The organism is Jiangella mangrovi (assembly GCF_014204975.1).
Lineage (GTDB): Bacteria > Actinomycetota > Actinomycetes > Jiangellales > Jiangellaceae > Jiangella > Jiangella mangrovi.
In genome coordinates, this window is sequence record NZ_JACHMM010000001.1 from 5866298 (window position 1) to 5889613 (window position 23316).

Here is a 23316-nt window from a genome sequence, read left to right on the forward strand (position 1 = left end):
CCCGTCAGGGCAGAGCGGCGACCAGCTCGGGCAGGGCAAGGCGGCGGCCGGTGTAGAACGGGATCTCCTCGCGGACGTGCCGCCGCGCCGTCGAGCTGCGCAGGTGCCGCATGAGGTCGACGATGCGGTGCAGCTCGTCGGCCTCGAAGGCGAGGATCCACTCGTAGTCGCCGAGCGAGAACGAGGCGACGGTGTTGGCGCGGACGTCGGGGTACTCGCGGGCCAGCTGGCCGTGCTCGGCCAGCATCTGGCGGCGCTCGGCGTCGGGCAGCAGGTACCACTCGTAGGACCGCACGAACGGGTACACCGACACGTACGCGCGCGGCTCCTCGTCGGCGAGGAAGGCCGGGATGTGGCTCTTGTTGAACTCCGCCGGACGGTGCAGCGCCGCCTGCGACCAGACGGGGTCGAGCTGCCGGCCGAGCGCCGTGCCCCGGAACCGCTGGTACGCCGTCTGCAGGTCCTCGATGGCCGGCGCGTGCCACCAGATGAGGAGGTCGGCGTCGGCGCGCAGGCCGGAGACGTCGTAGGTGCCGCGGACGACGACGTCCTTGGCGGCGAGCTCGGCGAACAGCCCGGCCACCTCGTCGGCGAGGTCGGCCCGCGACGTGGCGCCCAGCGGCGAGCGCAACCGGAACACCGACCACATGGTGTAGCGGATGACCTGGTTCAGCTCGCGGGCCTTCGGCTTGGACGCGTCGTCGCTCATGACTCGATCCTGACACGCCCCTCCGACAGCGCCGCGACCACCCTCCGGGCGGCCTCCCGGGCTGACCCGATGCAGGCCGCCACGCCCACACCGTCGTACACGGCACCACAGACCGCGAGGCCGGGGACGGCGTCGACGGCGGCGCGCACACGCGCGACCCGGTCGAGGTGCCCGACGGCGTACTGCGGCAGGGCGCCGCCCCACCGGGTCACCCGCGAGTCGGCGACGGCGCCCGCGTAGCCCGTGGCCGCCCGGACGTCGGCCAGCGCGGCCGCCACCAGCTCGTCGTCGTCGCGCTGCAGGTCCTGGGCCTCGCCGTGCCGGCCCAGCGACGCGCGCAGCAGCACCAGCCCGTCGGTCCCGGCGCGCTCCCCCAGCCACGGCCACTTCACCGACGAGAACGTCACCGCCTTGATCGTGCGCCCGTCGACCGGCGGCACCAGGAACCCGGAGGACGACGGCGGCACCGGGAAGCCGTCGGCAGGCAGCGCGACGGTCACGATCGCCATCGACGCCGCCTCGACGGCGCCGAGCTCCGCGGCCGCCGCCGGAGCCGCCGTCGCCAGCAGCCGGGCCGCCGCCGCCGCCGGCGTCGCCACGACCACCGCATCGGCCTCGAGCACGACCGGCGCCGGGACCGGGCCGGTGACCAGCCGCCAGCCGCCCGCCGTCCGTTCCAGGGACCGCACCGTCACGCCGGTCCGCACGTCCGCCCCGGACGCCGCCGCCACCGCGCCCGGCAGCCGCCCGACGCCGCCGGCCAGCCCGGCGAACACCGGACCCGCGGGCGCCGACGGGCCCGCAGCGGACGCCGTCGCCGCCACCGCCTCGCCCAGCGTCCGCGCCTCGCGCACCGCCGCGCCCAGCGCGGGCACGGTCGCGTCCAGGGACAGCTCGTCCGCCCGTCCCGCGTACACGCCGCCGAGCAGCGGCTCGACCAGCCGGTCGGCCACCGCGTCGCCGTAGCGCGACCGGACCAGCCGCCCGATCGCGACGTCCTCGTCGACGGCCAGCCCCGGCGGGGACGCGTCCCGCGCGATCGCCGCCGCCACCTCACCCGCCGTCAGCACGCCGCCCAGGCCCGCGGGATCGGCGGGCACGCCCATGACCGTCCCGGCCGGCATCGGCACGACATCGCCGCGGCTCCACAGGCCGGCCCCGACGGACGCCGGATGTACGACGTCGTCGCCCAGCCCGGTAGCGCGCGCCAGGTCGACCGCCTCGGGCCGCCGCGCCAGCAGCGACTCCGCGCCCTCGTCGACCGGCAGGCCGGCGACCTCGGAGACGCGCAGGTGTCCCCCGACGACCGGCTGCTTCTCGAGCACGACGATCTGCGCCGACGGCCCGAGCTCCTGCCGCAGGAACCAGGCCGCCGCCAGTCCGCTGATCCCGCCACCGACGACCGCCACCCGAACTCCACTCACGCAGACCAGCATCGCACGACGCGAGATCAACCCGTGACCAGGTCGTGACCAGCGCATTCGCAACCCCGCCGGTCGCGTGACCGTCGAAGCAGACAACGAACCGGTCGACCTCGGGAGGCGTCATGGTGCGGCGACGGACGGTGCTCGGAACGACGACGGTGGCCCTGCTGGCGGCGCTCGCGCTGGCCGGCTGCGGTGGCAGCGGGAGCGACGACTCGGGCAGTTCGGCCGGTGGCGACGGCTCGCTCGAGGCGCCCGCCGCCGAGGCGCCGGCCGAAGGCGGCGGCTCCGGCGACGGCGAGGCGGCCCAGGACGACGCCGGCGACGGCGACGCCGGCCCGCGCTCCGAGGGCGGCGTCCTGGCCGAGGTCGTCTCCGCGGCGGCGAGTGACCGCTCGATCATCTACACCGTCGACCTCACCATCAGCACCGACGACGTCGTGGCCGCCGCGAACCAGGCCGCGGCTGCCGCCGTCACCGCCGGTGGGTACGTCGCCGACGAGCAGGTCTACGGCGACGACAATGCCGTTCTCACGCTCAAGGTGCCGTCGGCGGACCACCAGGACACCGTCGCCGAGCTCGAGACGCTCGGCGAGGTCACCAGCCGCAGCCGCGGCACCGAGGACGTCACCCAAGAGGTCGTCGACGTCGCGTCGCGCATCGAGTCGCAGCGGGCCAGCATTGCCCGCATCCGCGCCCTGCTGGCCGAGGCCACGCAGCTCGCCGACGTCGTCAGCATCGAGTCCGAGCTGGCCGGCCGCGAGGCCGACCTCGACGCGCTGCTCAGCCGGCAGGAGCAGCTGGCCGGGCTGACGGCGATGGCCACCATCACGCTGCAGCTGTTCGAGAACGGCGAGGAGCCGGTCCAGCCGGATGACGACGACGGCGGTTTCCTGGCGGGGCTGTCCGGCGGCTGGGACGCGTTCGTCACCGTCGGCGGCGGGTTCCTGACCGCCCTGGGCGCGGTGCTGCCGTTCGCCGCCGTCGCCGCGCTGGTCGGCATCCCCGCCTGGCAGATCACCAAGCGGCGACGGGGTCAGCGTGCGGCGCCGCCGCTGCCCGACTCCCCCGCCGCCTAGGTGTCGTTCCTTCCCCGTGATCATCCAGGATCGGTGGGGTCATGACACCACCGATCCTGGATGACCACGCCGGCCGGTCGCGGACCGCTGATCCGTCAGACACACCTGAGAACGTGTGGGAAAGTGAGGCGGCATGCCGGAATGACGGGGCGAGGTGGTTGATGCCAGGTCCTGGCGCCCCTGACCAGTCGTGTCGTGTGGCTCGAGGGTGAGAGGTGTGGGATCGCTGCGCCGACGATGTGAGATCGCTGTCGTGGACGCGACAGTGCTGCCGCGGCGTTGGCGCAGTATGGCCACAGCGATCGCTGCACGATGACCCAGAACGGCCCGTCACGCCACGCCAGCGTGTCGCTGGCTCGGCTCGGCCACGGTGTGGTGACACTGCACCCGGTGGGTGGCCGAACTGTCGCCTGGCAACAGCACCCACGTCTGGCAGCAGCGCCACACCGTCGACGCCTCGCCCGCACCGCCGGACACGCCTCAGGCGGCCGCGCCGGCCGCCTGAACCGTCTCGGTGACCCGGGCCAGCACGTCGGGGTTCGTGGTGGGGAGCACGCCGTGGCCGAGGTTGAAGACGTGCGCCGGCGCCCGCCGGCCCTCGGCCACGATGCGGTGCACCTCGCGCTCGACGACCGGCCAGTCGGCCCCGAGCAGCGCGGGGTCGAGGTTGCCCTGCAGCGGCTTGCCCGGGACCCGCAGCGCGGCCTCGTCGAGGGGCAGGCGCCAGTCGACGCCCACGACGTCGGCGCCGGCCGAGGCCATGAGCGGCAGGAACTCCGAGGTGCCCACCCCGAAGTGGATGCGCGGCACGTCGATGACGCTGTCGAGGACCTCGGCGCTGTGCGGGTGGACGTACTTGGCGTAGTCGGCCGCCGACAGCGCGCCGGCCCACGAGTCGAACAGCTGCACCGCGCTGGCGCCGGCGCGCACCTGGACGTCGAGGAACATCGCGGAGATGCCGGCGACCCGGCTCAGCAGCTCGTGCCAGAGCTCGGGGTCGCTGTGCATGAGCGCCTTGGTGACCTCGTGGTTCTTCGACGGGCCGCCCTCGACGAGGTACGAGGCCAGCGTGAACGGCGCGCCGGCGAAGCCGATGAGCGGCGTGGCGCCCAGCTCGCCGACCAGCGTGCGGACGGCCTCGTCGACGAACGCAACGTCGCCGGGCTCCAGCGGGCGCAACTGCTCGAGGTCGGCGCGGGTGCGGATGGGGCTGCCGAGCACCGGGCCCACGCCGGGCTTGACGTCGACGTCCACCCCCACGGCGCGCAGCGGCACCACGATGTCGGAGTAGAAGATGGCGGCGTCGACCCCGTAGCGCCTCACCGGCTGTAACGTGATCTCGGTCACCATGTCGGGACGGGTGCACGACTCCAGCATGGGCACGCCCTCGCGCAGCCGCCGGTACTCCGGCAGCGAGCGCCCGGCCTGGCGCATGAACCACACAGGTGGACGGCTCGTGCGCTCGCCGCGGCAGGCGCGCACGAAGAGGCTTTCGGACGGCCCGGCGGGCGCGGAGGCGTTGTCGTCGTAGGTCACGGTCACATCACTGATGGTCGCATGGCGGGCGTGCCTGCCTGACGCGACCGTCAAACGGGCCTAGTCTGCCAATTGTGGCAAGGGACACCGAGGGTCTCCAGCCGGGGGTACCGGCTGTGTTCGAGCGTGCGGTGCGCTCCCTGACGTCTGCCCAGTTCCGGCCCGAGGTCAGCCTCGAGCAGACGCCCGCGCCGAAGCGGCTGGCCCCGCACACCCATGCACTCAGCGCCGACGTCTTCGTCGACGACGGCGACGAGGACGCCACCGCCACCGGCCGTCTCGTGCTGCTCTACGACCCCGACGGGCAAGAGGCCTGGCACGGCGAGTTCCGCCTGGTCACCTATCTACGAGCCAGCCTCGAACCCGAGATGGGCGCCGACCCTCTGCTGCTCGCCGTCGGCTGGACCTGGATCATCGACTCCCTGGCCGGCCGGTCCGCGCCGTACACCGCCGCCAGCGGCACCGTCACGCGCGTCGCGTCCGAGGGGTTCGGCGGCATGGCCGGCGAACTCGCCAGTGCCGAGATCGAGATCCGCGCGTCCTGGACGCCCCTCGAGTCCGATCTCACCCCGCACGCCCTGGCCTGGGGCGACGCGCTCGCGACGGCGGCCGGCTTGATGCCGCTGCCGGTCGGCGTGGTCGCCATGCCACAGACACGTCGTAGGCGGAGCCGTTGACGGACGACGACGTCTCGACTCCGCTGCTGGAGCCCCGCGACGGCCTTCCGGAGGTCATCACCGACGGTGAGACCCTGAAGGCCGTCATCGCGGCGTTCGCGTCCGCCGACGGGCCGGTCGCCGTCGACGCCGAGCGCGCGTCCGGCTACCGCTACGGCCACCGCGCCTACCTCATCCAGCTGCGCCGCACCGGCGCGGGCACGGCGCTCATCGACCCCATCGCGGTGCCCGACCTCTCCGCGCTCGGCGACGTGCTGGCCGAGTCCGAGTGGGTGCTGCACGCCGCGTCGCAGGACCTCGCCTGCCTCGCCGAGGTCGGCATGAAGCCGGAGCGGCTGTTCGACACCGAGCTGGCCGGGCGGCTGCTCGGACTCCCCCGCGTCGGCCTCGGCCCGCTGGTCGACAGCGTGCTCGGCTACGCGCTCGAGAAGGGGCACTCGGCCGCCGACTGGTCCACGCGGCCGCTGCCCGAGGACTGGCTGCGCTACGCCGCCCTCGACGTCGAACTGCTCATCGAGCTGCGGGACGCCTTGGAGGCGTCGCTCATCGAGACGGGCAAGCTCGACTGGGCGCACGAGGAGTTCGCCGCCATCGCCGCGGCGCCGCAGCAGGAGCCGCGTGCCGACCCGTGGCGGCGCACGTCGGGCCTGCACCGCATCCGCGACCGCCGCCGGCTCGCCGTCGTGCGGCAGCTCTGGTACGCCCGCGACGACCTCGCCCGGCAGCGCGACCTCTCCCCCGGCCGGGTGCTGCCCGACTCCGCCATCATCGAGGCCGCGCTCACCATGCCGACCACGGCCGACGCCATGGCGGCGATGCCGGTCTACCGCGGCCGGTCGCAACGGCGCGAGCTGTCCCGCTGGTTCGGTGCGGTCGCCGACGCCCGGGCCATGACGGACAAGGAGCTGCCGCCGCAGACCGCCCCGTACGACGGCCCGCCGCCGCCGCGCGCCTGGGCGACCCGGCAGCCCGACGCCGCCGCCCGGCTGGCGGCCGCGCGCGCCCGCGTCGTCGAGATCGCCGAGGCCCACGACCTGCCGGTCGAGAACCTGCTGACGCCCGACACCCTGCGCCGGGCCGCCTGGCAGCCGCCGTCGCCGCTGAGCACCGAGGCGATCGCCGACGTGTTCCGCTCGCGCGGGGCGCGGGAGTGGCAGATCGCGCTGACGGCCGAGGCCGTCGCCGACGCGTTCGCGAACCCCGCGCCGCCCGCGGCTGCCGCCGTCGACACTCCACCGCCCGCCGCGGGCTGACGGCGTCAGCTCGCGTACTGCGGGGGCCCGGCCGGCCGGTACACCTGGGCCGTGATGCCGTTCGGGAAGGCGCGGAAGTCGGCCAGCTCGAGCGCACGGTCCGGGCCGTCGTCGGGGAACAGCCGCACGCCCTGGCCGACGACGACGGGGTAGGTGAGCAGCACGATTTCGTCGACCAGCTGCTGGTCGAGCAGCCAACGGAGCAGGGTGCCGCTGCCGTGGACCTGCAGCTCCCCGCCCGGCCGGGCCTTCAGGTCGGCGACGGCGGCCGCGGTGTCGCCGTCGAGCACGGTCGTGCCGGCCCATTGCGGGTCGGTGAGCGTGGTCGACGCGACGAACTTGGGGCGCGTGTTCAGGGCCGTCCAGATGGGGCTGTCGCCCGGGTCGGCCCAGGTGCCCCACGAGCCGGCGAAGATCTCGTAGGTCTGCCGGCCGAACAGGAACGCGTCGGCGCGCTCGTAGACCTGGCCGAGGTACGCCTCGCTCTCGCCGGTGAACAGCGGCAGCGCCCAGCCGCCGCGCTCGAACCCGCCCCTGCGGTCCTCGTCAGCCCCGCCGAGCCCCTGCATGACGCCGTCGACGGAGACATTGGTGACTGTGGTGAGCTTCATGATCGCGGTTCCTTCCTCGGGGGTGCGCCTCGTGGGCGCCTCTCACCCCTGCTACGAACCCCGCTACCCGATTTCGACACCGCGCCCCGAGATTCTTCCCCTCCGCTCATGATCATGTCCCCTCGCGGGCGCTGTGGCGCCGCGAAGGCACATGATCATCCGAACAACGACGGTCATCGGCGGAACCGCGGCCCGCGTCCTCACTCGCGTTTCGCTCACCTCACCCGCTCCAGGGCCGCATCGCAGACCCTGGAGCGGCGATGTTCGGCTCTCAGGCCGAAGGCCACCGACACGATGCGGCCGCAGGGGCGTCCGTCAGACACGCTCCAGGCCGCGTCAGTCTTTGTCGATCATGGAAAAGGGCGGGTTCCGCGGCGCTGGAGACCCGCTTTTCTCCATGATCAAGAAGGATCCGGGGTCGCGGGACCACCCGGGTCGCGCGAACCGTCAGCTGAGGCCGTCGACGTAGCCGGAGCGGGCGAACCGCTCGCGCGCCACCGTCCAGGCGTACCGGTCGAAGCGGCCGTCGTCGCGGATGGCGCCGACGGCGCCGTAGGCCATGAGCAGCGCCTGGTCGATGTTCTCGAGGACGAACAGGCCCTGCCGGCCCAGCGTGACGACGCGGCGGATCATGCGGGCCCAGTTGTCGACGTCGCTGAGGTCGTGCTCGTAGCCCACCCGGTAGATGGGGTACACCTGGCCGATGCGGCGCGACTCGACGTGCACCCGGTTGACCTTGGGCAGCCCGGTGAGGCCCAGGGTCTCGTCGACGAGGTCGGCGAGCGACTCGTCGTCGAGGCCCCACACGTCGTCGGTCATGGAGCACGGGATCTCGGCGCACAGCACGGACCGGTCGGCGGGGTCCGACGGGTTGGCGCGGTAGTTGGCCGGCTCGGAGATGCGGATGACCGGCGTGCGCGGGTCGGGGATGTCGTGGGAGTCGTGCGGACTCCACCGTCCACCCTGGTGCACGACGTAGACCAGCAGCATGGCGCGGTAGCGCAGCCGCGCCGACGACTCGATGGACGTCAGCGACGGCGCCGGGCGGGCGATGCGCGCGAGCACCGGCAGCGGCAGCGTCGAGAACACCAGCCCGCCGGTGATGAGGTCGCCGTCCTGCGTGCTGACCTCGACCTCGTCCTCGGTGACGCGAACGCGGTCGACCTCGGCCTCGCAGCGGATCTCGACCCCGGCCGTGACGGCGGCGTCGGCGAGCGCCTCGACGAGCTGCCCGAACCCGGTGCGCGGGTAGTAGTAGCCGCCACCCGTGGCCGACGCGCCACCGGCGCCGGGCTTGCCGCCCTTGCGGCCGCGGCGCAGTGCCCGGGCGGCGACCCGCCAGGTGCCGAGCCGGTCGGTCTGCCGGCGGGCCTGGTCGGCGCTGATGCGATCGCCCGGCAGACCCCACTGCTTCTCGGCGAGCGGGCCGTAGACCGACTCGTACAGCGCCGGCCCGACGCGCGTGCGCACCAGGCCGCCGTAGGTCTCGGACTCCTCGCGCCGGAACTTCGACACCGCGGAGTCGCGGGCGACCTTCGCGAGGAACGACGGCGGCAGCTTGCGGGCGGCCTCCTCGGCGCGCAGCGGCAGGCCGAGCCACTGGTCGCCGACGCGGATGCGGCTGGACCGCCGTCGCTGCTGGAGGTCGTCGCCGAGCAGGGCGCGGAGGTCGTGCAGGATGGCCGGCGGCGTGTTGGGGTCGAGCCGGTGCGAGCCCTGGTCGACGCGCACCCCGCCCACCTCGAACGACGCGGCCAGGCCGCCCACGTGGTCGGCGCGCTCGAGCAGCGTCACCTTCATGCCCCGCTGGGCAGCGCGCCAGGCGGCGGCGAGGCCCGCGGGCCCCGCGCCGATCACGATGAGATCGTACGAGCCGGTCATGTGAGGACTCAGCCTAACGACACCTGTCCACGCGACACGCCGTCACGCACGCGGAGGAGCGTCACGGTCGCGATCTGTGACGGCCTACCGTTGCGGGCATGACCGCCGCCGTCACCGCTCTCGTCGACGCCGTGCGGACGGCGTTGCGCGCGGCCGCCGACCCCACGGCCGCGGAGCCGATGCGCGCGTACATGAAGTCGGAGATGCCGTTCCTCGGCGTCCCCAAGCCGGCCCGCACGGCCGCACTGAAGCCCGTCTTCGCGACTCATCGGATCGACGACGGCGTGAGCTGGCGGTCCGCGGTGCTCGCCCTGTGGGACGGCGCCGAGTTCCGCGAGGAGCGCTACGCCGCCGTCACGATGGCGCAGCTGAAGCCGTACGCCGTCCACGCCACACAGCCGGAGGCCCTCGACCTCTACGACCACCTGATCGTCACCGGCGCCTGGTGGGACTTCGTCGACGAGGTCGCCATCCGCTCGGTCGGCCCGCTGCTGCGCGCCCATCCGGCGGTCGTCACCCCGCCGGTCCGCGCGTGGGCCTACGACGCCGACCGCTGGCGCCGTCGTACCGCGGTCATCTGTCAGGTCGGCTCGAAGGCCGCGATCGACGTGGACCTGCTGGCCGAGGCGATCGAGGCCAACACCCACGACCCGGACTTCTTCCTGCGCAAGGGCATCGGGTGGGCGCTGCGCCAGCACGCGCGCGTCGACCCCGACTGGGTCCGCGCCTTCGTGGCCGCGCACGAGGCCGACCTGTCGCCGTTGTCACGCCGCGAGGCACTGCGTACCATCGACCCACCGAGTATTGTTACTCGTGGGTAGCTTTCGATCCGAGGAGGGCCACGTGCCACGCTCCACCAGGCCTGTTCGCGACGTGCTGTTCGTCGACGGCGTCCGCACGCCGTTCGGCAAGGCCGGACCCAAGGGCATGTACCACGAGACCCGCGCCGACGATCTCGTCATCAACTGCATCCGCGAGCTGCTGCGCCGCAACCCGGGCCTGCCGCCCGAGCGCGTCGACGACGTCGCCATCGCCGCGACCACGCAGCTCGGCGACCAGGGCCTGACCATCGGACGGACGGCGGCGCTGCTGGCCGGGCTGCCGAAGTCGGTGCCGGGCTACGCCATCGACCGCATGTGCGCCGGCGCCATGACCGCCGTCACCACCACGGCCGGCGGTATCGCGTTCGGCGCCTACGACGTCGTCATCGCCGGCGGCGTCGAGCACATGGGCCGCCACCCCATGGGCGAGGGCGTCGACCCCAACCCGCGCATCCTCGCCGAGAAGCTGGTCGACCCGTCCGCGCTGGTCATGGGCAGCACCGCCGAGAACCTGCACGACCGCTTCCCGCACCTGTCCAAGGAGCGCGCCGACGCGTTCGCCGCCGCCAGCCAGGCCAAGTACGCGGCGGCGCTGGCGGACGGGAAGGTCCAGCCCGACCTCGTCCCCGTCGCCACCCGCTCGGTCGAGCACGGCTGGGGCCTCGCCACGGCCGACGAGCCGCCGCGCCCCGGCACGTCCGTCGACGACCTCGCCGGGCTCAAGACGCCGTTCCGCCCGCACGGCCGGGTCACCGCCGGCAACGCCGCGGGCCTGAACGACGGCGCCACCGCGGCCCTGCTGGTCAGCGACGAGGCGGCCGCCGAGTTCGGGCTGACGCCGAAGATGCGGCTGGTGTCGTACTCCTTCGCCGGCGTCGAGCCCGAGGTCATGGGCGTCGGCCCGGTCCCGGCGACGGAGAAGGCTCTCGCCAAGGCCGGCCTGAACATCGACGACATCGGGCTGTTCGAGATCAACGAGGCGTTCGCCGTCCAGGTGCTGGCCTTCCTCGACCACTTCGGCATCGCCGACGACGACCCCCGCGTCAACCAGTACGGCGGCGCCATCGCCGTCGGCCACCCGCTCGCCTCGTCCGGCGTCCGGCTGATGAACCAGCTGGCCCGCCAGTTCGAGGAGCACCCCGAGGTCCGCTACGGCGTCACCACCATGTGCATCGGCATCGGCATGGGCGGCACCGTCGTCTGGGAGAACCCCCACCACACCGACTACGCGCAGGAGGCCGCGGCCTGATGACCACCGACACCACCGGCCTGGCCACCGTCTTCCCCGACGAGGTCGTCACCACGTCGCACGTGCGGTTCGTCTCGCTGCCACTCGATGCGGGCAAGGCCGCGCTCATCACGCTCGACAACGGCCACGACCACACGAAGCCGAACACGCTCGGCCCCGCCACGCTGCTGGGGCTCGAGCAGGCCATCGACGCCGCGTACGCCGAACCGGGCATCGTCGCCGTCGCCGTCACCGGCAAGCCGTTCATCCTGGCCGCCGGCGCCGACCTCAAGGGCATGGCGCTGGTCACCGAGCGGTCGCAGGCCGTGGCGCTGGGGCAGCTCGGGCACCGCGTGTTCGGCAAGCTCGCCAACGGTCCGGTACCGACGTTCGCGCTGATCAACGGCATGGCGCTGGGCGGCGGGCTCGAGATCGCGCTGCACTGCACCTACCGGACGGTGTCGAAGGCGGCCCAGGGCATCGCGCTGCCCGAGGTCTTCCTCGGCCTGATCCCCGGCTGGGGCGGCGCCTGGCTGCTGCCGAACCTCATCGGCGCCGACCGCGCGGTCACCGTCATCGTCGAGAACGCCCTCAACCAGAACCGCATGCTGCGCGGCCCGCAGGTGGCGTCGCTGGGCATCGCCGACGTCGCGTTCGATGGCGCCGACTTCCTCGAGCGGTCGCTGCACTGGGCGGCGCAGGTGCTCCGTGGCGACGTGGTCGTCTCGCGGCCCGAGGTGGACCGGTCCGAGTCGGCCTGGGACGCCGCCGTCGCGCGCGGCAGGGCGGCCGCCGACGGCCGGCTGCACGGCGCGACCCCGGCCCCGTACCGGGCGCTCGAGCTGATCACCGCCGCGCGCACCGTCACGCGCGAGGAGGGCTTCGCGGCCGAGGACGAGGCGCTCGGCGACCTCGTCATGGGCGACGACCTCCGCTCCGGCGTCTACGCGTTCGACCTCACCCAGCGGCGCGCCAAGCGGCCGGCCGGCGCACCGGACAAGTCCCTGGCCCGGCCGGTGACGAAGGTCGGCATCGTCGGCGCCGGGCTCATGGCCAGTCAGCTCGCGCTGCTGTTCGTGCGGCGGCTCGAGGTCCCGGTGGTGCTCACCGACCTCGACGCCGAGCGTGTGGCCAAGGGCGTCGGCTGGGTGCATGCGGAGATCGACAAGCTCGCGGCCAAGGGCCGGCTCTCCCCCGACGCCCGCAACAAGCTGACGGCGCTGGTCACGGGCTCGACCGACAAGGCCGTCTTCGCCGACGCCGACTTCGTCATCGAGGCCGTGTTCGAGGAGATGAAGGTCAAGCAGCAGGTCTTCGCCGAGCTCGAGGCCGTCGTCTCCCCCGAGTGCGTGCTGGCCACCAACACGTCGTCGCTGTCGGTGTCCGAGATGGCCTCGAAGCTGCAGCACCCCTCGCGGGTGGTGGGCTTCCACTTCTTCAACCCGGTCGCGGTGCTGCCGCTGGTCGAGGTGGTCCGGGCGGCCGCGACGTCCGACGCGACCCTCGCGACGGCGCTGGCGGTCGGCAAGACGCTGAAGAAGTCGTGCGTGCTGGTCAAGGACGCGCCGGCGTTCGTCGTCAACCGCGTCCTCACCCGGTTCATCGGCGAGATCACCCGCGCGGCCGACGAAGGCACCCCGCTCGAGGTCGCCGACAACGCGCTGGCGCCGCTCGGTCTGCCCATGACGCCGTTCGTGCTGCTGCAGCTCGTGGGCCCCGCCGTCGCCCTCCACGTCGCCGAGACCCTGCACGACACCTACCCCGACCGCTTCCCGGTGTCGGAGAACCTGCGCCGCCTGGTCGCGGCCGGCAAGCCCGGCATCTGGTCCTGGAACGAGCAGGGCAAGCCCTACCTCGACGACCAGACGGCGGCGCTGTTCGAGCAGGGCGGCGTGGCACTGACGGCCGACGAGGTGCGCGAACGGGCCCTCGGCGCCGTCGCGCACGAGATCCGCATCATGCTCGACGAGGGCGTCGTGGCGGAGGCGCAGGACATCGACCTGTGCATGCTCCTCGGCGCCGGCTGGCCGTTCCATCTCGGCGGCATCACGCCGTATCTCGACCGCAGCGGCGTGTCCGAGCGGGCCACCGGCGGACGGTTCCTCCCGCCGGGCGTCGCCAGCGTCGTCCACGGCTGACCGCCGCTCACCGACGGCGGGAGTCGGGCGACGGGTGCGCGGCCAGCGGGCTGGCTGCTGCGGTCGTCGGGAGGGACTTTTCCTCGCTATGGCGGGGAGAACTCCCTCCTGACCCGCGCGGCGGAGCTACAGCTAGCTCGACTCCGGCTTCGGCGCCTCCGAGGACCGGCCGATCGGCGCGCCGGCCTTCTCCGCCTCCGACGGATCGGCGGCGAGGGGGCCGATGTCGTGCTCCGGATCGGGTGGGTCGTCGTCCTCGTTCTGCTCCCTGGCCCGGGTGACCCGTCGCCAGGCCAGCACCGCCGCCACGATGGCGCCGGTGACCGGGACCGCGAGGAACAGGCCGACCAGCCCGAAGGCCGCAGCTGCCGCCGTCGTCAGGATGAGGGTGACGACGGGGTGGAAGTTCAGCGCCCGCGACATCAGCAGCGGCGACAGCACGTTGCCCTCGATCTGCTGCACGATCACCACGATGATCAGCGCCCACAGCGCCGTCGAGAACCCGCCCGAGAACAGCGCCACCAGCACGGCCACCGCACCGGCCAGCGTCGCGCCGACCAGCGGGATGTAGGCCATGATGAATGTCAGCGCGCCGATCGGCACGGCCAGCGGCACGTCGAGGATCAGCAGGCCCACGCCGATCAGCACGCCGTCGACCAGGCCGGTCAGCGTCGAGGCGTAGAACCAGTTGCCGGCGGTGCGCATGGACGCCCGGAAGGCGGCGTCGGCGGGGTCGCGGTGCGTCGGGGCCAGCGCGCCCACGAACTGCTTCCACAGCTTGTCGCCGCTGGTCAGCGCGAAGATGGCGAAGAACGTCGCGATGAGGATGACGGTGACGAAGTTGCCGACCAGCGACAGCCCGCCCACCGCGGCGCTGGTGACGCCGCCGAGCAGGTCACCGAGCCGCGACTGCAACTCGCTCAGCAGGTCCTGGACGTTCTGCGTGTCCATGCCGAACGGCCCGCTCTCGAGCCAGTCGCTGACCTCGTTGACCGAGCCGGTGATGGCGTCGACCATGTTCGGCCACGAGTCGACCACCTCGGTGACCACGAACACGAGCAGCCCGGCGAAGAAGGCCAGGAACAGCAGCACGCAGATCAGCGCGGCGAGCACGGCCGGCACCTTGCGGCGGCGCAGCCCGCGAGCCAGCGGCCACAGCAGCGCGACCTCGGCGAAGCCCAGCACGACCGCCGTCGCGATGAACTGCACCTGAAGGACCAGCCACATGGCCGCGGCGACGGCGAGGCCGATGATCAGCAGGCGGCCGGCGATGATCGACTCGGGCCGCAACCAGTCAGGGTCCGGACGGCGTCCGGGAGGCGTCGTGGTCACCGATCGACCGTGGTGGTCCGGTCGTGCGTCACGCTGTCGAGCGCCGCGACCAGCCCGGACACCTCGCGCGCCAGGTCCTGCGCCGTGAGCCCGGCCTCGGCCAGGATCGCGTCGCGCTTGGCGTGGTCGAGGAAGCGTTGCGGCAGCCCGTGGTCGCGCACCGGGACGGTGACCCCGGCGTCGCGCAGCTTCTGGGCCAGCACCGAGCCGACGCCGCCGACCCGGCCGTTGTCCTCGATGGTCACGACCAGCCGGTGCTGCCGGGCGAGGTCGACGAGGACGTCGTCGAGCGGCTTCACCCAGCGCGGGTCGACGACGGTGACGCCGACGCCCTGCGCGTCGAGGCGCTTCGCGGCGTCGACCCCGACCTTGCCCATGGCCCCGACGGCGACCAGCAGCACGTCCTTGGCCTCGGCCCGGGCCAGCACGTCGACCGTGCCCAGGCGCTCGAGCGCCGGGACGTCGGAGCCGACGGCGCCCTTGGGGAAGCGCACGACGGTGGGGGCGTCGTCGACGTCGAGGGCCTCGGTGAACTGCTCGGCCAACTGCTCGCCGTCGCGTGGCGCCGCCAGCCGCAGCCCCGGCACGACCTGCAGGATCGAGAGGTCCCACATGCCGTTGTGCGACGGGCCGTCGTTGCCGGTGACGCCGGCGCGGTCGAGGACGAACGTGACGCCGGCCTTGTGCAGCGCGCAGTCCATGAGCACCTGGTCGAACGCCCTGTTGAGGAACGTGGCATAGACCGCGACGACCGGGTGCAGGCCCATGGCCGCCATGCCGGCCGCCGACGTGGCGGCGTGCTGCTCGGCGATGCCGACGTCGAAGCAGCGGTCGGGGAACGCCCGCGCGAACGGCTCGAGCCCCGTCGGCCCCAGCATGGCCGCGGTGACGGCGACGACGTCGGGTCGCGCGCGCCCGGCTCGGACGATGGTCTCGCTGAACACGTCGGTCCACTCGCGCACGGGCGTGCCCGCGGGGGCGCCGGTGGCGGGGTCGAACGGGCGCGGGCTGTGCATCTGGTCGGCCTCGTCGCGGACGGCGGGGTCGTAGCCGAACCCCTTCTGCGTGAGACAGTGCACCAGCACCGGGCCGCGGAACCGCTTGGCCTGCGTGAGCGCCTGCTCGACCTGCGCGCGGTCGTGGCCGTCGATGGGCCCGATGTACTTGAGGCCGAGGTCCTCGAACATGCCCTGCGGCGCGAACATGTCCTTGAGGCCCTTCTTGACCCCGTGCAGCGCGTCGTAGACCGGCTGCCCGACCAACGCCGTGCGGCCCAGGGTGCGCTTCACGACCTCGAGCGTCTGCTCGTAGCGCGGGTCGGTGCGCAGGCCGCTGAGGTGCGTGGCCAGCCCGCCCACCGTCGGCGAGTAGGAGCGGCCGTTGTCGTTGACGACGATGACCAGCGGGCGGCGGTCGGGGCCCGTCTGCGGCCCGCCGGCGATGTTGTTGATGGCCTCCCAGGCCATGCCGCCGGTGAGGGCGCCGTCGCCGATGAACGCGACGACGGTGCGGTCGCGCTCGCCGCGGACCGCGAACGCCTTGGCCATGCCGTCGGCGTAGGACAGCGCCGTCGACGCGTGCGAGTTCTCGACCCAGTCGTGCTCGCTCTCGGCCCGGCTCGGATAGCCCGACAGGCCGCCGGCCTGCTTGAGCTTGGAGAAGTCGTGCCGGCCGGTCAGCATCTTGTGCACGTAGGCCTGGTGGCCGGTGTCGAAGACGATGGGGTCGCGCGGGGAGTCGAACACCCGGTGCGCGGCGATGGTCAGCTCGACGACGCCGAGGTTGGGCCCGAGGTGCCCGCCGTTCGAGGCGCACGTCGCCACCAGCCGGTCGCGGATCTCCGCGGCCAGCGACTCGAGCTCGTCATCGGACAACGCCCGCAGGTCGCGGGGGTCCTTGATGCGGTCGAGAAGTCCCACGCGTGCCGCCTCCAAGTAGCGTCGGTGCCGGTTGCCGAGTCTAGTGGGCGAATCGCTGTCGATCACGTTCAGGTGTCGTTGTTGAGCGCGTGGCTCGCCGAGCACTACCCTTCCGCTGTGCCTCACGAGGAACGGGCGTGGCACCGGGTGTGGGGACCGGTCAGCCATCTGGGACGCCGCACCACCGGAGCGATAGTCGCCGCCGCCGGCGCGCTGCTGTGCGCGCTGAGCGCCTACGTGGCGTGGTACGGCGACCGCGCGCCCTATGAGCTCCCCATCCGCCACCTTGCTTCGACGGGGGCGCCCGGCGCCGCGTCGGGGTACTGGGCGTCGGTGGCGGCGCCGCTGGCCGTGGTGGCTGCTGCGTGCGCGCTGGGGGCGCTGGTGCGGTTCCGGTTCCTGATGGGGCTGGCCTGGATGATCGGCGTCGCGACGCTGGTGCTGTGGGGGCTGATGCGGGCCATCGGCAACGCGACGGACAGCACCGGCTCCGGTGTGGGCGTCGGGTCCGGCGTGTGGGTGTGCGCCGTGGGGCTGCTGCTGATCCTGGTCGGCATCGTCGTCATGGGGCCGCGGAAGGAAGAGGTCGACGCCCCGCTGTCGATGTTCGGGGACGACAGCTGACGGCGTGCGTGCGATCCTGAGTGGGTAAGCCTTCCTGCGGAGGAGGCGATCCACATGCCCGCACGTCAGCGCATCGGCGGCGCCGTCGTCGCCCTGGTCGGCGCCCTGGGTGTCACCGCCAGCGCCTACCTCACCTGGTACCGCGGCCGCGACGCCACCCAGATCCCGCTCGAGCGGCTCTTCCAGACCTCCATCGGCACCGGCGAGCCGTCGTCCTACTGGAACTCCATGGCGCTCGCGTTGTCGCTGGTGACGGTGCTGGGCGTGGTCGGGGCGCTGCTGCTGTCGCGGTTCGTCCTCGGGCTGGGCTGGCTGATCGGGGTGGCCACGCTGGTGCTCTGGATCGTCATGTCCGCCAACGACTCGCGGCTGTCGGTGTCCGTGGGCGACCTCGGCGCCGGCGTCTGGGTGTGCGCGGCCGGGCTGCTGGTCATGCTGGCCGGCATCATCGGCATGGGCCGCGGCGACCGCACCCGCTCCCCCGTCCACGACGACGGCACCCGCATCGAGCCCGTCCCGCCCCCACCCTGACCCTCTTCCTGGTTTGGTGTCACGTTCTGGTCTGCCGTAACGCTGCGAGCGTGATTTCAACGCTCCTGCGTGACGCCAGACCAGGACGTGACACCAGACCAGGAGGGGAAGGGCTCCGGGCGCACCGGGCAACGGTGGATCGCCGCCGCGAAACGCGCGGCCAGCTCCCTGCGGTGGTATCGGGCCAGCTCCCAGCCGTAGCGGACCACCTCGAGTCCGGCCGCGCGCAGCTGCCACTCGCGCTCCTGCTGCGCGGCGACCACTCGCCCGGCATCGAGGCGGCCGTCGTACTTCAGCGACCCGTCGGCTTCGAACACCAGCCAGCGATCCGCCAGCAGGTGGTCGACGCGGTAGCTGCGGCCGCCGGCCTCGACCCAGGCGTTCGACTCCGGCACCGGCAGCCCCTTCTCGAGGAACGTCAGCCGGCCGAGGGTCTCCAGCGGGCTCTCCGCAAGCCCGTCGGCGTGGTCGATCACCCAGTCGGCGCCGCGGCTGCCGGGCCAGCCCGCCTGCAGGTCCAACGTTGCTCGAAGGTCAGCGCGGGTGGTGCCCGAGGCCAACACGGCATCGGCGACGACGAGCGCGTCGGCCCGCGGCGCCGTCCGCGCGATGTCGACGACGGTGCGCGCCACGGCGGTCACCCGGCAGCCGTCGTGGAAACGACACTGGTCGGGCGGCAGCGCCGCCACCCGAACGGCGCCGTGGCGGCTGTTCACGGCCGATCCGCCACGTTCCCGCTGGTACACCAGAGGCCGACGAGGCGGAGGGCTGATGGTGGGCAGGCCGTAGGCGGCCACTGCGGACCAGCCGGCCGCGAACGCCAATGGCCCGCAGGCGAGGGTGAATGCGCGGGACTGCAGGCCGAACGCGGTCCACTCATCCGCCGCCGCGTACCCGGCCGCGCTTGCATAGGCGCCCCGCGCGAGGCGCACCAACGCGCCTGCGCGGGCGAGCCGGGCCAGCGGGCGCGGGTGATACCGCGAGCGGCAGCTTCGGCGACGCTGAAGACGCCGTGGCCCTTGCGGAGCAGGAGGGCGACGTCGGCGGGGAGGGCTGGCAGGAGGCTCACGCCGTCGAGCCGATCAGACCGGCACTCGCGCCGCCAGGCCGATTCGCCGAAATGTGGACGACGCGGCGCCGCCGGCCGGCCTGTGGACGACAGGCCGGCCGGCGGTACCTCAGAGCAGGCTGCGCAGCACGAACTGCATGATGCCGCCGTGGCGGTAGTAGTCCGCCTCGCCCGGCGTGTCGATGCGGACCACTGCGTCGAACTCGACGTCCCCGGCCTGAACCCGCACCGTCGCGGGCGTCGAACCGTCGTTCAGCGCCGTCACGCCGGTGATCGAGAAGGTCTCCTCGCCGGTCAGGCCGAGCGACTCCGCCGTCGAACCCTCAGGGAACTGCAGCGGCAGGACGCCCATGCCGATGAGGTTGGAGCGGTGGATGCGCTCGTAGGACTCCGCGATGACCGCCCGCACGCCGAGCAGCGCCGTCCCCTTGGCGGCCCAGTCGCGCGACGACCCCGAGCCGTACTCCTTGCCGGCCAGGATGACCAGCGGCACGCCGGCCGAGGCGTACGCCACCGACGCGTCGTAGATGGTCGTCACCGGGGCGTCCGGAGCCGTGAAGTCGCGCGTGAAGCCGCCCTCGGTGCCCGGCGCGATCTGGTTGCGCAGCCGGATGTTGGCGAACGTCCCGCGGATCATCACCTCGTGGTTGCCGCGCCGCGACCCGTACGAGTTGAAGTCGCGCCGCTCCACCCCGTGCTCGGACAGGTACCTGCCCGCCGGCGAGTCGGCCTTGATGGCGCCTGCCGGGCTGATGTGGTCGGTGGTCACCGAGTCGCCCAGCTTGGCCAGCACCCGCGCGCCCGCGATGTCCTCGACCGGCGACGGCGACGTGCCCATGCCGTCGAAGTACGGGGGCTTGCGCACGTAGGTGGACGAGGCGTCCCACGCGAACGTGTTGCCCGACGGCGTCGGCAGCGACTGCCACTGCTGGTCGCCGGCGAAGACGTCGGCGTAGTCGCGGGTGAACATCTCGCTCGCGATGGCCGACTCGACGACCGCCTCGATCTCGGCCGGCGACGGCCACAGGTCGCGCAGGTAGACGGGCTCGCCGTCGTTCCCGGTGCCCAGCGGCTCGGTGGTGATGTCGATGTCCATGCTGCCGGCCAGGGCGTACGCGACGACCAGCGGCGGCGACGCCAAGTAGTTCATCTTGACGTCGGGGTTGATGCGGCCCTCGAAGTTCCGGTTGCCCGACAGCACCGAGACGACGGCGAGGTCGTTCTGGTCGACGGCGGCCGAGATGGCCTCGGGCAGCGGGCCGGAGTTGCCGATGCACGTGGTGCAGCCGTAGCCGACCAAGTGGAAGCCGAGCTTCTCGAGGTACGGCGTCAGGCCGGCGCGCTCGTAGTAGTCCATGACGACCTTCGAGCCCGGCGCCAGCGTGGTCTTGACCCACGGCTTGCGGTTGAGGCCGCGGTCGACGGCGTTCTTGGCGAGCAGCGCCGCGCCGATCATGACCGACGGGTTCGAGGTGTTGGTGCACGACGTGATGGCGGCGATGACGACGGCGCCGTGGTCGATCTCGCACTCGGTGCCGTCGTCGAGGGTCACGGTGATGGGCGCTGACGGGCGCCCCTCGGCCCCCGTCGCCGCCGAGACCAGCTCGCCGGGCGCGGGCTCGTCCTCGCCGTTGGCGCCGACCGCGATCGGGTCGCTGGCCGGGAACGACTCCTCGACCGCCTCGTCGAGCTTGGTGTGCGGGCCCTCGTCGTGCGACACGTAGTCGCGCAGCGACGTGCGGAACGCCGTCTTGCCGTCGGTCAGCGAGACGCGGTCCTGCGGGCGCTTGGGGCCGGCGATGGATGGGACGACGGAGCCGAGGTCGAGCTCGAGGTACTCGGAGTACGTGGGCTCGCTCGCGGGGTCGTGCCAGAGGCCCTGCTCCTTGGCGTACGCCTCGACCAGCGCGACCTGATCGTCCGTGCGGCCGGTGAGGCGCAGGTAGCGGACGGTCTCGTCGTCGATGGGGAACACCGCGATGGTGGAGCCGTACTCGGGGCTCATGTTGCCGATGGTGGCGCGGTTGGCCAGCGGCACCTCGGCGACACCCGGGCCGTAGAACTCGACGAACTTGCCGACGACGCCGTGCTTGCGCAGCTGCTCGGTGATGGTGAGGACGAGGTCGGTGGCCGTGGCGCCCTCGGGAAGCGAGCCGGACAGCTTGAAGCCGACCACGCGCGGGATGAGCATGCTGACCGGCTGGCCGAGCATGGCCGCCTCGGCCTCGATGCCGCCGACGCCCCAGCCGACCACGCCCAGGCCGTTGACCATGGTGGTGTGGCTGTCGGTGCCCACGCAGGTGTCCGGGTACGCGACGGTGGTGTCGCCCACGGTCTTCGTGTAGATGGTGCGAGCGAGGTGCTCGATGTTCACCTGGTGCACGATGCCGGTGCCCGGCGGGACGACCTTGAAGTCGTCGAACGCACCCTGGCCCCAGCGCAGGAACTGGTAGCGCTCCTTGTTGCGGCCGTACTCGAGCTCGACGTTGCGCACGAACGCGTCGGGCGCGCCGAACACGTCGGCGATGACGGAGTGGTCGATGACCAGCTCGGCCGGCGCCAGCGGGTTGATCTTCGACGGGTCGCCGCCGAGGTCGCTCATGGCCTCGCGCATGGTGGCGAGGTCGACGACGCACGGCACGCCGGTGAAGTCCTGCATGACCACACGCGCCGGGGTGAACTGGATCTCGGTGTTCGGCTGCGCGTCGGCGTCCCAGTCGACCAGCGCGCGGACGTGGTCGGCGGTGATGTTGGCGCCGTCCTCGGTGCGGAGCAGGTTCTCCAGCAGGATCTTCAGGCTGTACGGCAGCCGGCCGACGTCGCCCGCGGCGGCCAGCCGGTACACCTCATAGGAGGCGTCACCGACCTGCAGGGTTCCCTTCGCGCCGAAGCTGTCCTTGCTGGTCACGTCTGATCCCCAACCTCTCGCATCCGTGGCGTTCCCGCACATCGTCGCGCACCGCTGACGGTGGGGCGCGCTGAGGCTCGCCTAACTGAAGTCTCTTGACTTCAAGATATCATGGCCGGATTTTCTTTGGGCCCGCTGTCACATTCGGCCTTCGAAAACCACCCATAGGAAGTGTGAAGAGATGGATGCTGCTGGGTTTGGTGGTCGTGGTGCTGGCCGGCTGCGCGGGTGAGGACGTGCGGCCGGTGGCCGATGTCGTTCGTGAGGCGCCGACGGGGACGCCCGTGGTTCCGGAGCCGCCGCCGCGGGAGGTCGCGGGGGCGGTCTCACCGGGGCGGGCGGTGCTGGTGGGTGCCGACGGCGTCAGCGGGCTGTCGCCGCTGGCGGCCGAGGCGTCACTGGTCACGCCGTCGGTGGTCGTGACGGTGTCAGCTGCGGGTGAATGGGGGCTCGGTCCGCCCGACGGCGACCGGCTCGCGCTGGCCTGGCTGGTCCGGCTCGCCGCTCCCCCGCCGCTCGCGCCGGCGGTGGACGGGTCGCTGCCGGGCGACGACGACCTCGCGCCCCGCGACGCGTCGACCACGCTCTGGCTCGACACCGGGTCCGAACGGTTGCCGGTGACGGCGCCCGACGGCTCCGATCCGACGGTGGCGCGGTGCGACGAGCTGCCCTGCCGTGGGCCCGATCCGGGGACGTTCCTGCTGGTGGCGGAGGTCGAGGCCTCGGCACGGCCGGTACTGGTCGCGACCGTCGACGGGGTCGACCAGCGGCTCGACCTGCACACCGGCGAGGTGACGTCGACGGTGTCGCAGGTCGGCCCCGAGCGGGCGGGTGCCGTGCCGGTGGCCGCGCCGGCCTGGCCGCAGCGGTCGCTGCCAGTGCGCTCGGAGGCGCAGCTCGAGGCCGAGTTCGGCACAGGCGCCGGCGACCTCACCCGCGGCGGTCTCGAGGTCGGCTACGGCGGCCGGGTCGCCGAGGCGTTCCTGTCACCGTTCGACCGCGTCGAGGGCTGGGCGCCGCCGGGCCACGCCTGGCTGGTGCTGCGGGTCGAGGACACCTTCCGCCAGCCGGCGCTGACCTCCTGGCGGGCCGAGCTCGACGCTGCGGCGAGCTGGACCCTCACCCACGACGCCGGGGTGGCAACGCCCGCGTATCCGCCCTCACCCGCGGAGGTCGTCACCTTCCTCATCCCCGACGATGTCCGCTCGGTGACGCTCGCCTACAGGCCCGTGGGCACGGTCGGCCTGCCACCGGACGCCCACCACGAGTTCCGGGCGCCCGAGCCGCTCACGGCCGAGATCACACTCCCATGACCACCTCGATGCTCAGGCCGCCTCGGGCAGGGCGGGGTCGCCCACCGTGTCCGGGCGGCCGCGGGCTCGGGCGTGCGTGGCGGTCCCGGGCTCCAGCCGACCCGGCCCAGGTCCGATGCGGGCGTGTAGACACCGGCGCCAACTGTTGCGCTCAGCGTCTACACCCCACGGGACGGCGCACTGGCACGGGACGGGACGGCGCACCCGAGATCACACCCACCGACCACCCCCGCCGCGGCCACCCCTCCGGCGGCGGGGGTCTC

18 protein-coding genes are annotated in these 23316 nt (G+C 73.0%); 9 read left to right on the top strand and 9 right to left on the bottom strand.

What is annotated here, in order from left to right:
- Positions 1–4 precede the first annotated feature (4 nt).
- Both hemQ and hemG read right to left on the bottom strand, forming a co-directional pair.
- Positions 5–709 carry a hydrogen peroxide-dependent heme synthase gene (gene hemQ, locus HD601_RS27230; RefSeq protein ID WP_184827270.1) on the bottom strand — a complete coding sequence of 235 codons (705 nt, stop codon included), beginning with the start codon at positions 707–709 and terminating at the stop codon, positions 5–7.
- Positions 706–2133, bottom strand: coding sequence for a protoporphyrinogen oxidase (gene hemG / locus HD601_RS27235; protein WP_221441346.1), 1428 nt, complete (start codon positions 2131–2133; stop codon positions 706–708). Before hemG ends, hemQ begins: the two co-directional genes overlap by 4 nt.
- A gap of 122 nt (positions 2134–2255) precedes the next feature.
- On the opposite strand from hemG, the gene HD601_RS27240 reads away from it, so the two are divergent.
- The gene (locus HD601_RS27240; RefSeq protein WP_184827274.1) at positions 2256–3212 is read left to right on the top strand and encodes a DUF4349 domain-containing protein; all 957 of its coding nucleotides are present in this window, start codon (positions 2256–2258) and stop codon (positions 3210–3212) included.
- Positions 3213–3692: 480 nt separating this feature from the next.
- Here HD601_RS27240 and hemE read toward each other — a convergent pair whose 3' ends face one another.
- Positions 3693–4754 carry a uroporphyrinogen decarboxylase gene (gene hemE, locus HD601_RS27245; protein ID WP_184827276.1) on the bottom strand — a complete coding sequence of 354 codons (1062 nt, stop codon included), beginning with the start codon at positions 4752–4754 and terminating at the stop codon, positions 3693–3695.
- Between the two features lie 110 nt (positions 4755–4864).
- Between hemE and HD601_RS27250 the strand changes: the two genes are divergently transcribed.
- The gene (locus HD601_RS27250; protein ID WP_221441347.1) at positions 4865–5425 is read left to right on the top strand and encodes a DUF3000 family protein; all 561 of its coding nucleotides are present in this window, start codon (positions 4865–4867) and stop codon (positions 5423–5425) included.
- A complete protein-coding gene (locus HD601_RS27255) occupies positions 5422–6678 on the top strand; it encodes a ribonuclease D (protein ID WP_184827279.1) in 1257 nt (418 codons plus the stop codon). The genes HD601_RS27250 and HD601_RS27255 overlap by 4 nt, the downstream gene beginning before the upstream one ends.
- Positions 6679–6683: 5 nt before the next feature.
- Here HD601_RS27255 and HD601_RS27260 read toward each other — a convergent pair whose 3' ends face one another.
- Positions 6684–7289: a dihydrofolate reductase family protein gene (locus HD601_RS27260; RefSeq protein WP_184827281.1), complete on the bottom strand. Its 606-nt coding sequence runs from the start codon at positions 7287–7289 to the stop codon at positions 6684–6686.
- A gap of 447 nt (positions 7290–7736) precedes the next feature.
- Positions 7737–9170 (bottom strand): protoporphyrinogen/coproporphyrinogen oxidase, encoded by a 1434-nt coding sequence (locus HD601_RS27265; RefSeq protein WP_184827283.1) that lies wholly within the window; start codon positions 9168–9170, stop codon positions 7737–7739.
- Between the two features lie 98 nt (positions 9171–9268).
- Between HD601_RS27265 and HD601_RS27270 the strand changes: the two genes are divergently transcribed.
- The 3 genes from HD601_RS27270 to HD601_RS27280 are packed head-to-tail and all read left to right on the top strand — an operon-like array spanning position 9269 to position 13357.
- Positions 9269–9991 carry a DNA alkylation repair protein gene (locus HD601_RS27270; RefSeq protein ID WP_184827285.1) on the top strand — a complete coding sequence of 241 codons (723 nt, stop codon included), beginning with the start codon at positions 9269–9271 and terminating at the stop codon, positions 9989–9991.
- A 22-nt stretch (positions 9992–10013) separates the two neighbouring features.
- Complete coding sequence (locus HD601_RS27275) at positions 10014–11240, top strand: acetyl-CoA C-acyltransferase (protein WP_184827287.1); 1227 nt, start codon at positions 10014–10016, stop codon at positions 11238–11240.
- Positions 11240–13357, top strand: coding sequence for a 3-hydroxyacyl-CoA dehydrogenase NAD-binding domain-containing protein (locus HD601_RS27280; RefSeq protein ID WP_184827289.1), 2118 nt, complete (start codon positions 11240–11242; stop codon positions 13355–13357). Before HD601_RS27275 ends, HD601_RS27280 begins: the two co-directional genes overlap by 1 nt.
- A gap of 132 nt (positions 13358–13489) precedes the next feature.
- On the opposite strand, the gene HD601_RS27285 is transcribed toward HD601_RS27280, so the two are convergent.
- Positions 13490–14689, bottom strand: a complete 1200-nt coding sequence (locus HD601_RS27285; RefSeq protein WP_184827291.1) for an AI-2E family transporter — start codon at positions 14687–14689, stop codon at positions 13490–13492.
- On the bottom strand, positions 14686–16608 hold the full coding sequence (dxs, locus tag HD601_RS27290; RefSeq protein WP_184827293.1) for a 1-deoxy-D-xylulose-5-phosphate synthase: 1923 nt from the start codon (positions 16606–16608) through the stop codon (positions 14686–14688). The genes HD601_RS27285 and dxs overlap by 4 nt, the downstream gene beginning before the upstream one ends.
- A gap of 117 nt (positions 16609–16725) precedes the next feature.
- Here dxs and HD601_RS27295 point away from each other — a divergent pair, with 117 nt between their 5' ends.
- Both HD601_RS27295 and HD601_RS27300 read left to right on the top strand, forming a co-directional pair.
- Entirely contained in the window at positions 16726–17232 is a 507-nt protein-coding gene (locus tag HD601_RS27295) for a hypothetical protein (protein WP_184827295.1), read from the top strand.
- Positions 17233–17286: 54 nt separating this feature from the next.
- Positions 17287–17763 (top strand): hypothetical protein, encoded by a 477-nt coding sequence (locus HD601_RS27300; protein ID WP_184827297.1) that lies wholly within the window; start codon positions 17287–17289, stop codon positions 17761–17763.
- A gap of 56 nt (positions 17764–17819) precedes the next feature.
- Here the strand turns inward: HD601_RS27300 and HD601_RS27305 are convergent, their stop codons facing one another.
- Both HD601_RS27305 and HD601_RS27310 read right to left on the bottom strand, forming a co-directional pair.
- Positions 17820–18479, bottom strand: coding sequence for a hypothetical protein (locus HD601_RS27305; RefSeq protein ID WP_184827299.1), 660 nt, complete (start codon positions 18477–18479; stop codon positions 17820–17822).
- Between the two features lie 462 nt (positions 18480–18941).
- A complete protein-coding gene (locus HD601_RS27310; RefSeq protein ID WP_221441348.1) occupies positions 18942–21782 on the bottom strand; it encodes an aconitate hydratase in 2841 nt (946 codons plus the stop codon).
- A 143-nt stretch (positions 21783–21925) separates the two neighbouring features.
- On the opposite strand from HD601_RS27310, the gene HD601_RS27315 reads away from it, so the two are divergent.
- On the top strand, positions 21926–23053 hold the full coding sequence (locus HD601_RS27315; RefSeq protein ID WP_184827303.1) for a hypothetical protein: 1128 nt from the start codon (positions 21926–21928) through the stop codon (positions 23051–23053).
- Positions 23054–23316: the final 263 nt, after the last annotated feature.

Bases quoted from the DNA above. Each gene is read 5' to 3' on its own strand.
- HD601_RS27280 (WP_184827289.1), top strand. From the start codon at position 11,240: ATGACCACCGACACCACCGGCCTGGCCACCGTCTTCCCCGACGAGGTC.
- HD601_RS27310 (WP_221441348.1), bottom strand. From the start codon at position 21,782: ATGTGCGGGAACGCCACGGATGCGAGAGGTTGGGGATCAGACGTGACC.
- HD601_RS27265 (WP_184827283.1), bottom strand. From the start codon at position 9,170: ATGACCGGCTCGTACGATCTCATCGTGATCGGCGCGGGGCCCGCGGGC.
- HD601_RS27315 (WP_184827303.1), top strand. From the start codon at position 21,926: ATGCTGCTGGGTTTGGTGGTCGTGGTGCTGGCCGGCTGCGCGGGTGAG.
- HD601_RS27300 (WP_184827297.1), top strand. From the start codon at position 17,287: ATGCCCGCACGTCAGCGCATCGGCGGCGCCGTCGTCGCCCTGGTCGGC.
- HD601_RS27270 (WP_184827285.1), top strand. From the start codon at position 9,269: ATGACCGCCGCCGTCACCGCTCTCGTCGACGCCGTGCGGACGGCGTTG.
- HD601_RS27240 (WP_184827274.1), top strand. From the start codon at position 2,256: ATGGTGCGGCGACGGACGGTGCTCGGAACGACGACGGTGGCCCTGCTG.
- HD601_RS27260 (WP_184827281.1), bottom strand. From the start codon at position 7,289: ATGAAGCTCACCACAGTCACCAATGTCTCCGTCGACGGCGTCATGCAG.
- hemQ (WP_184827270.1), bottom strand. From the start codon at position 709: ATGAGCGACGACGCGTCCAAGCCGAAGGCCCGCGAGCTGAACCAGGTC.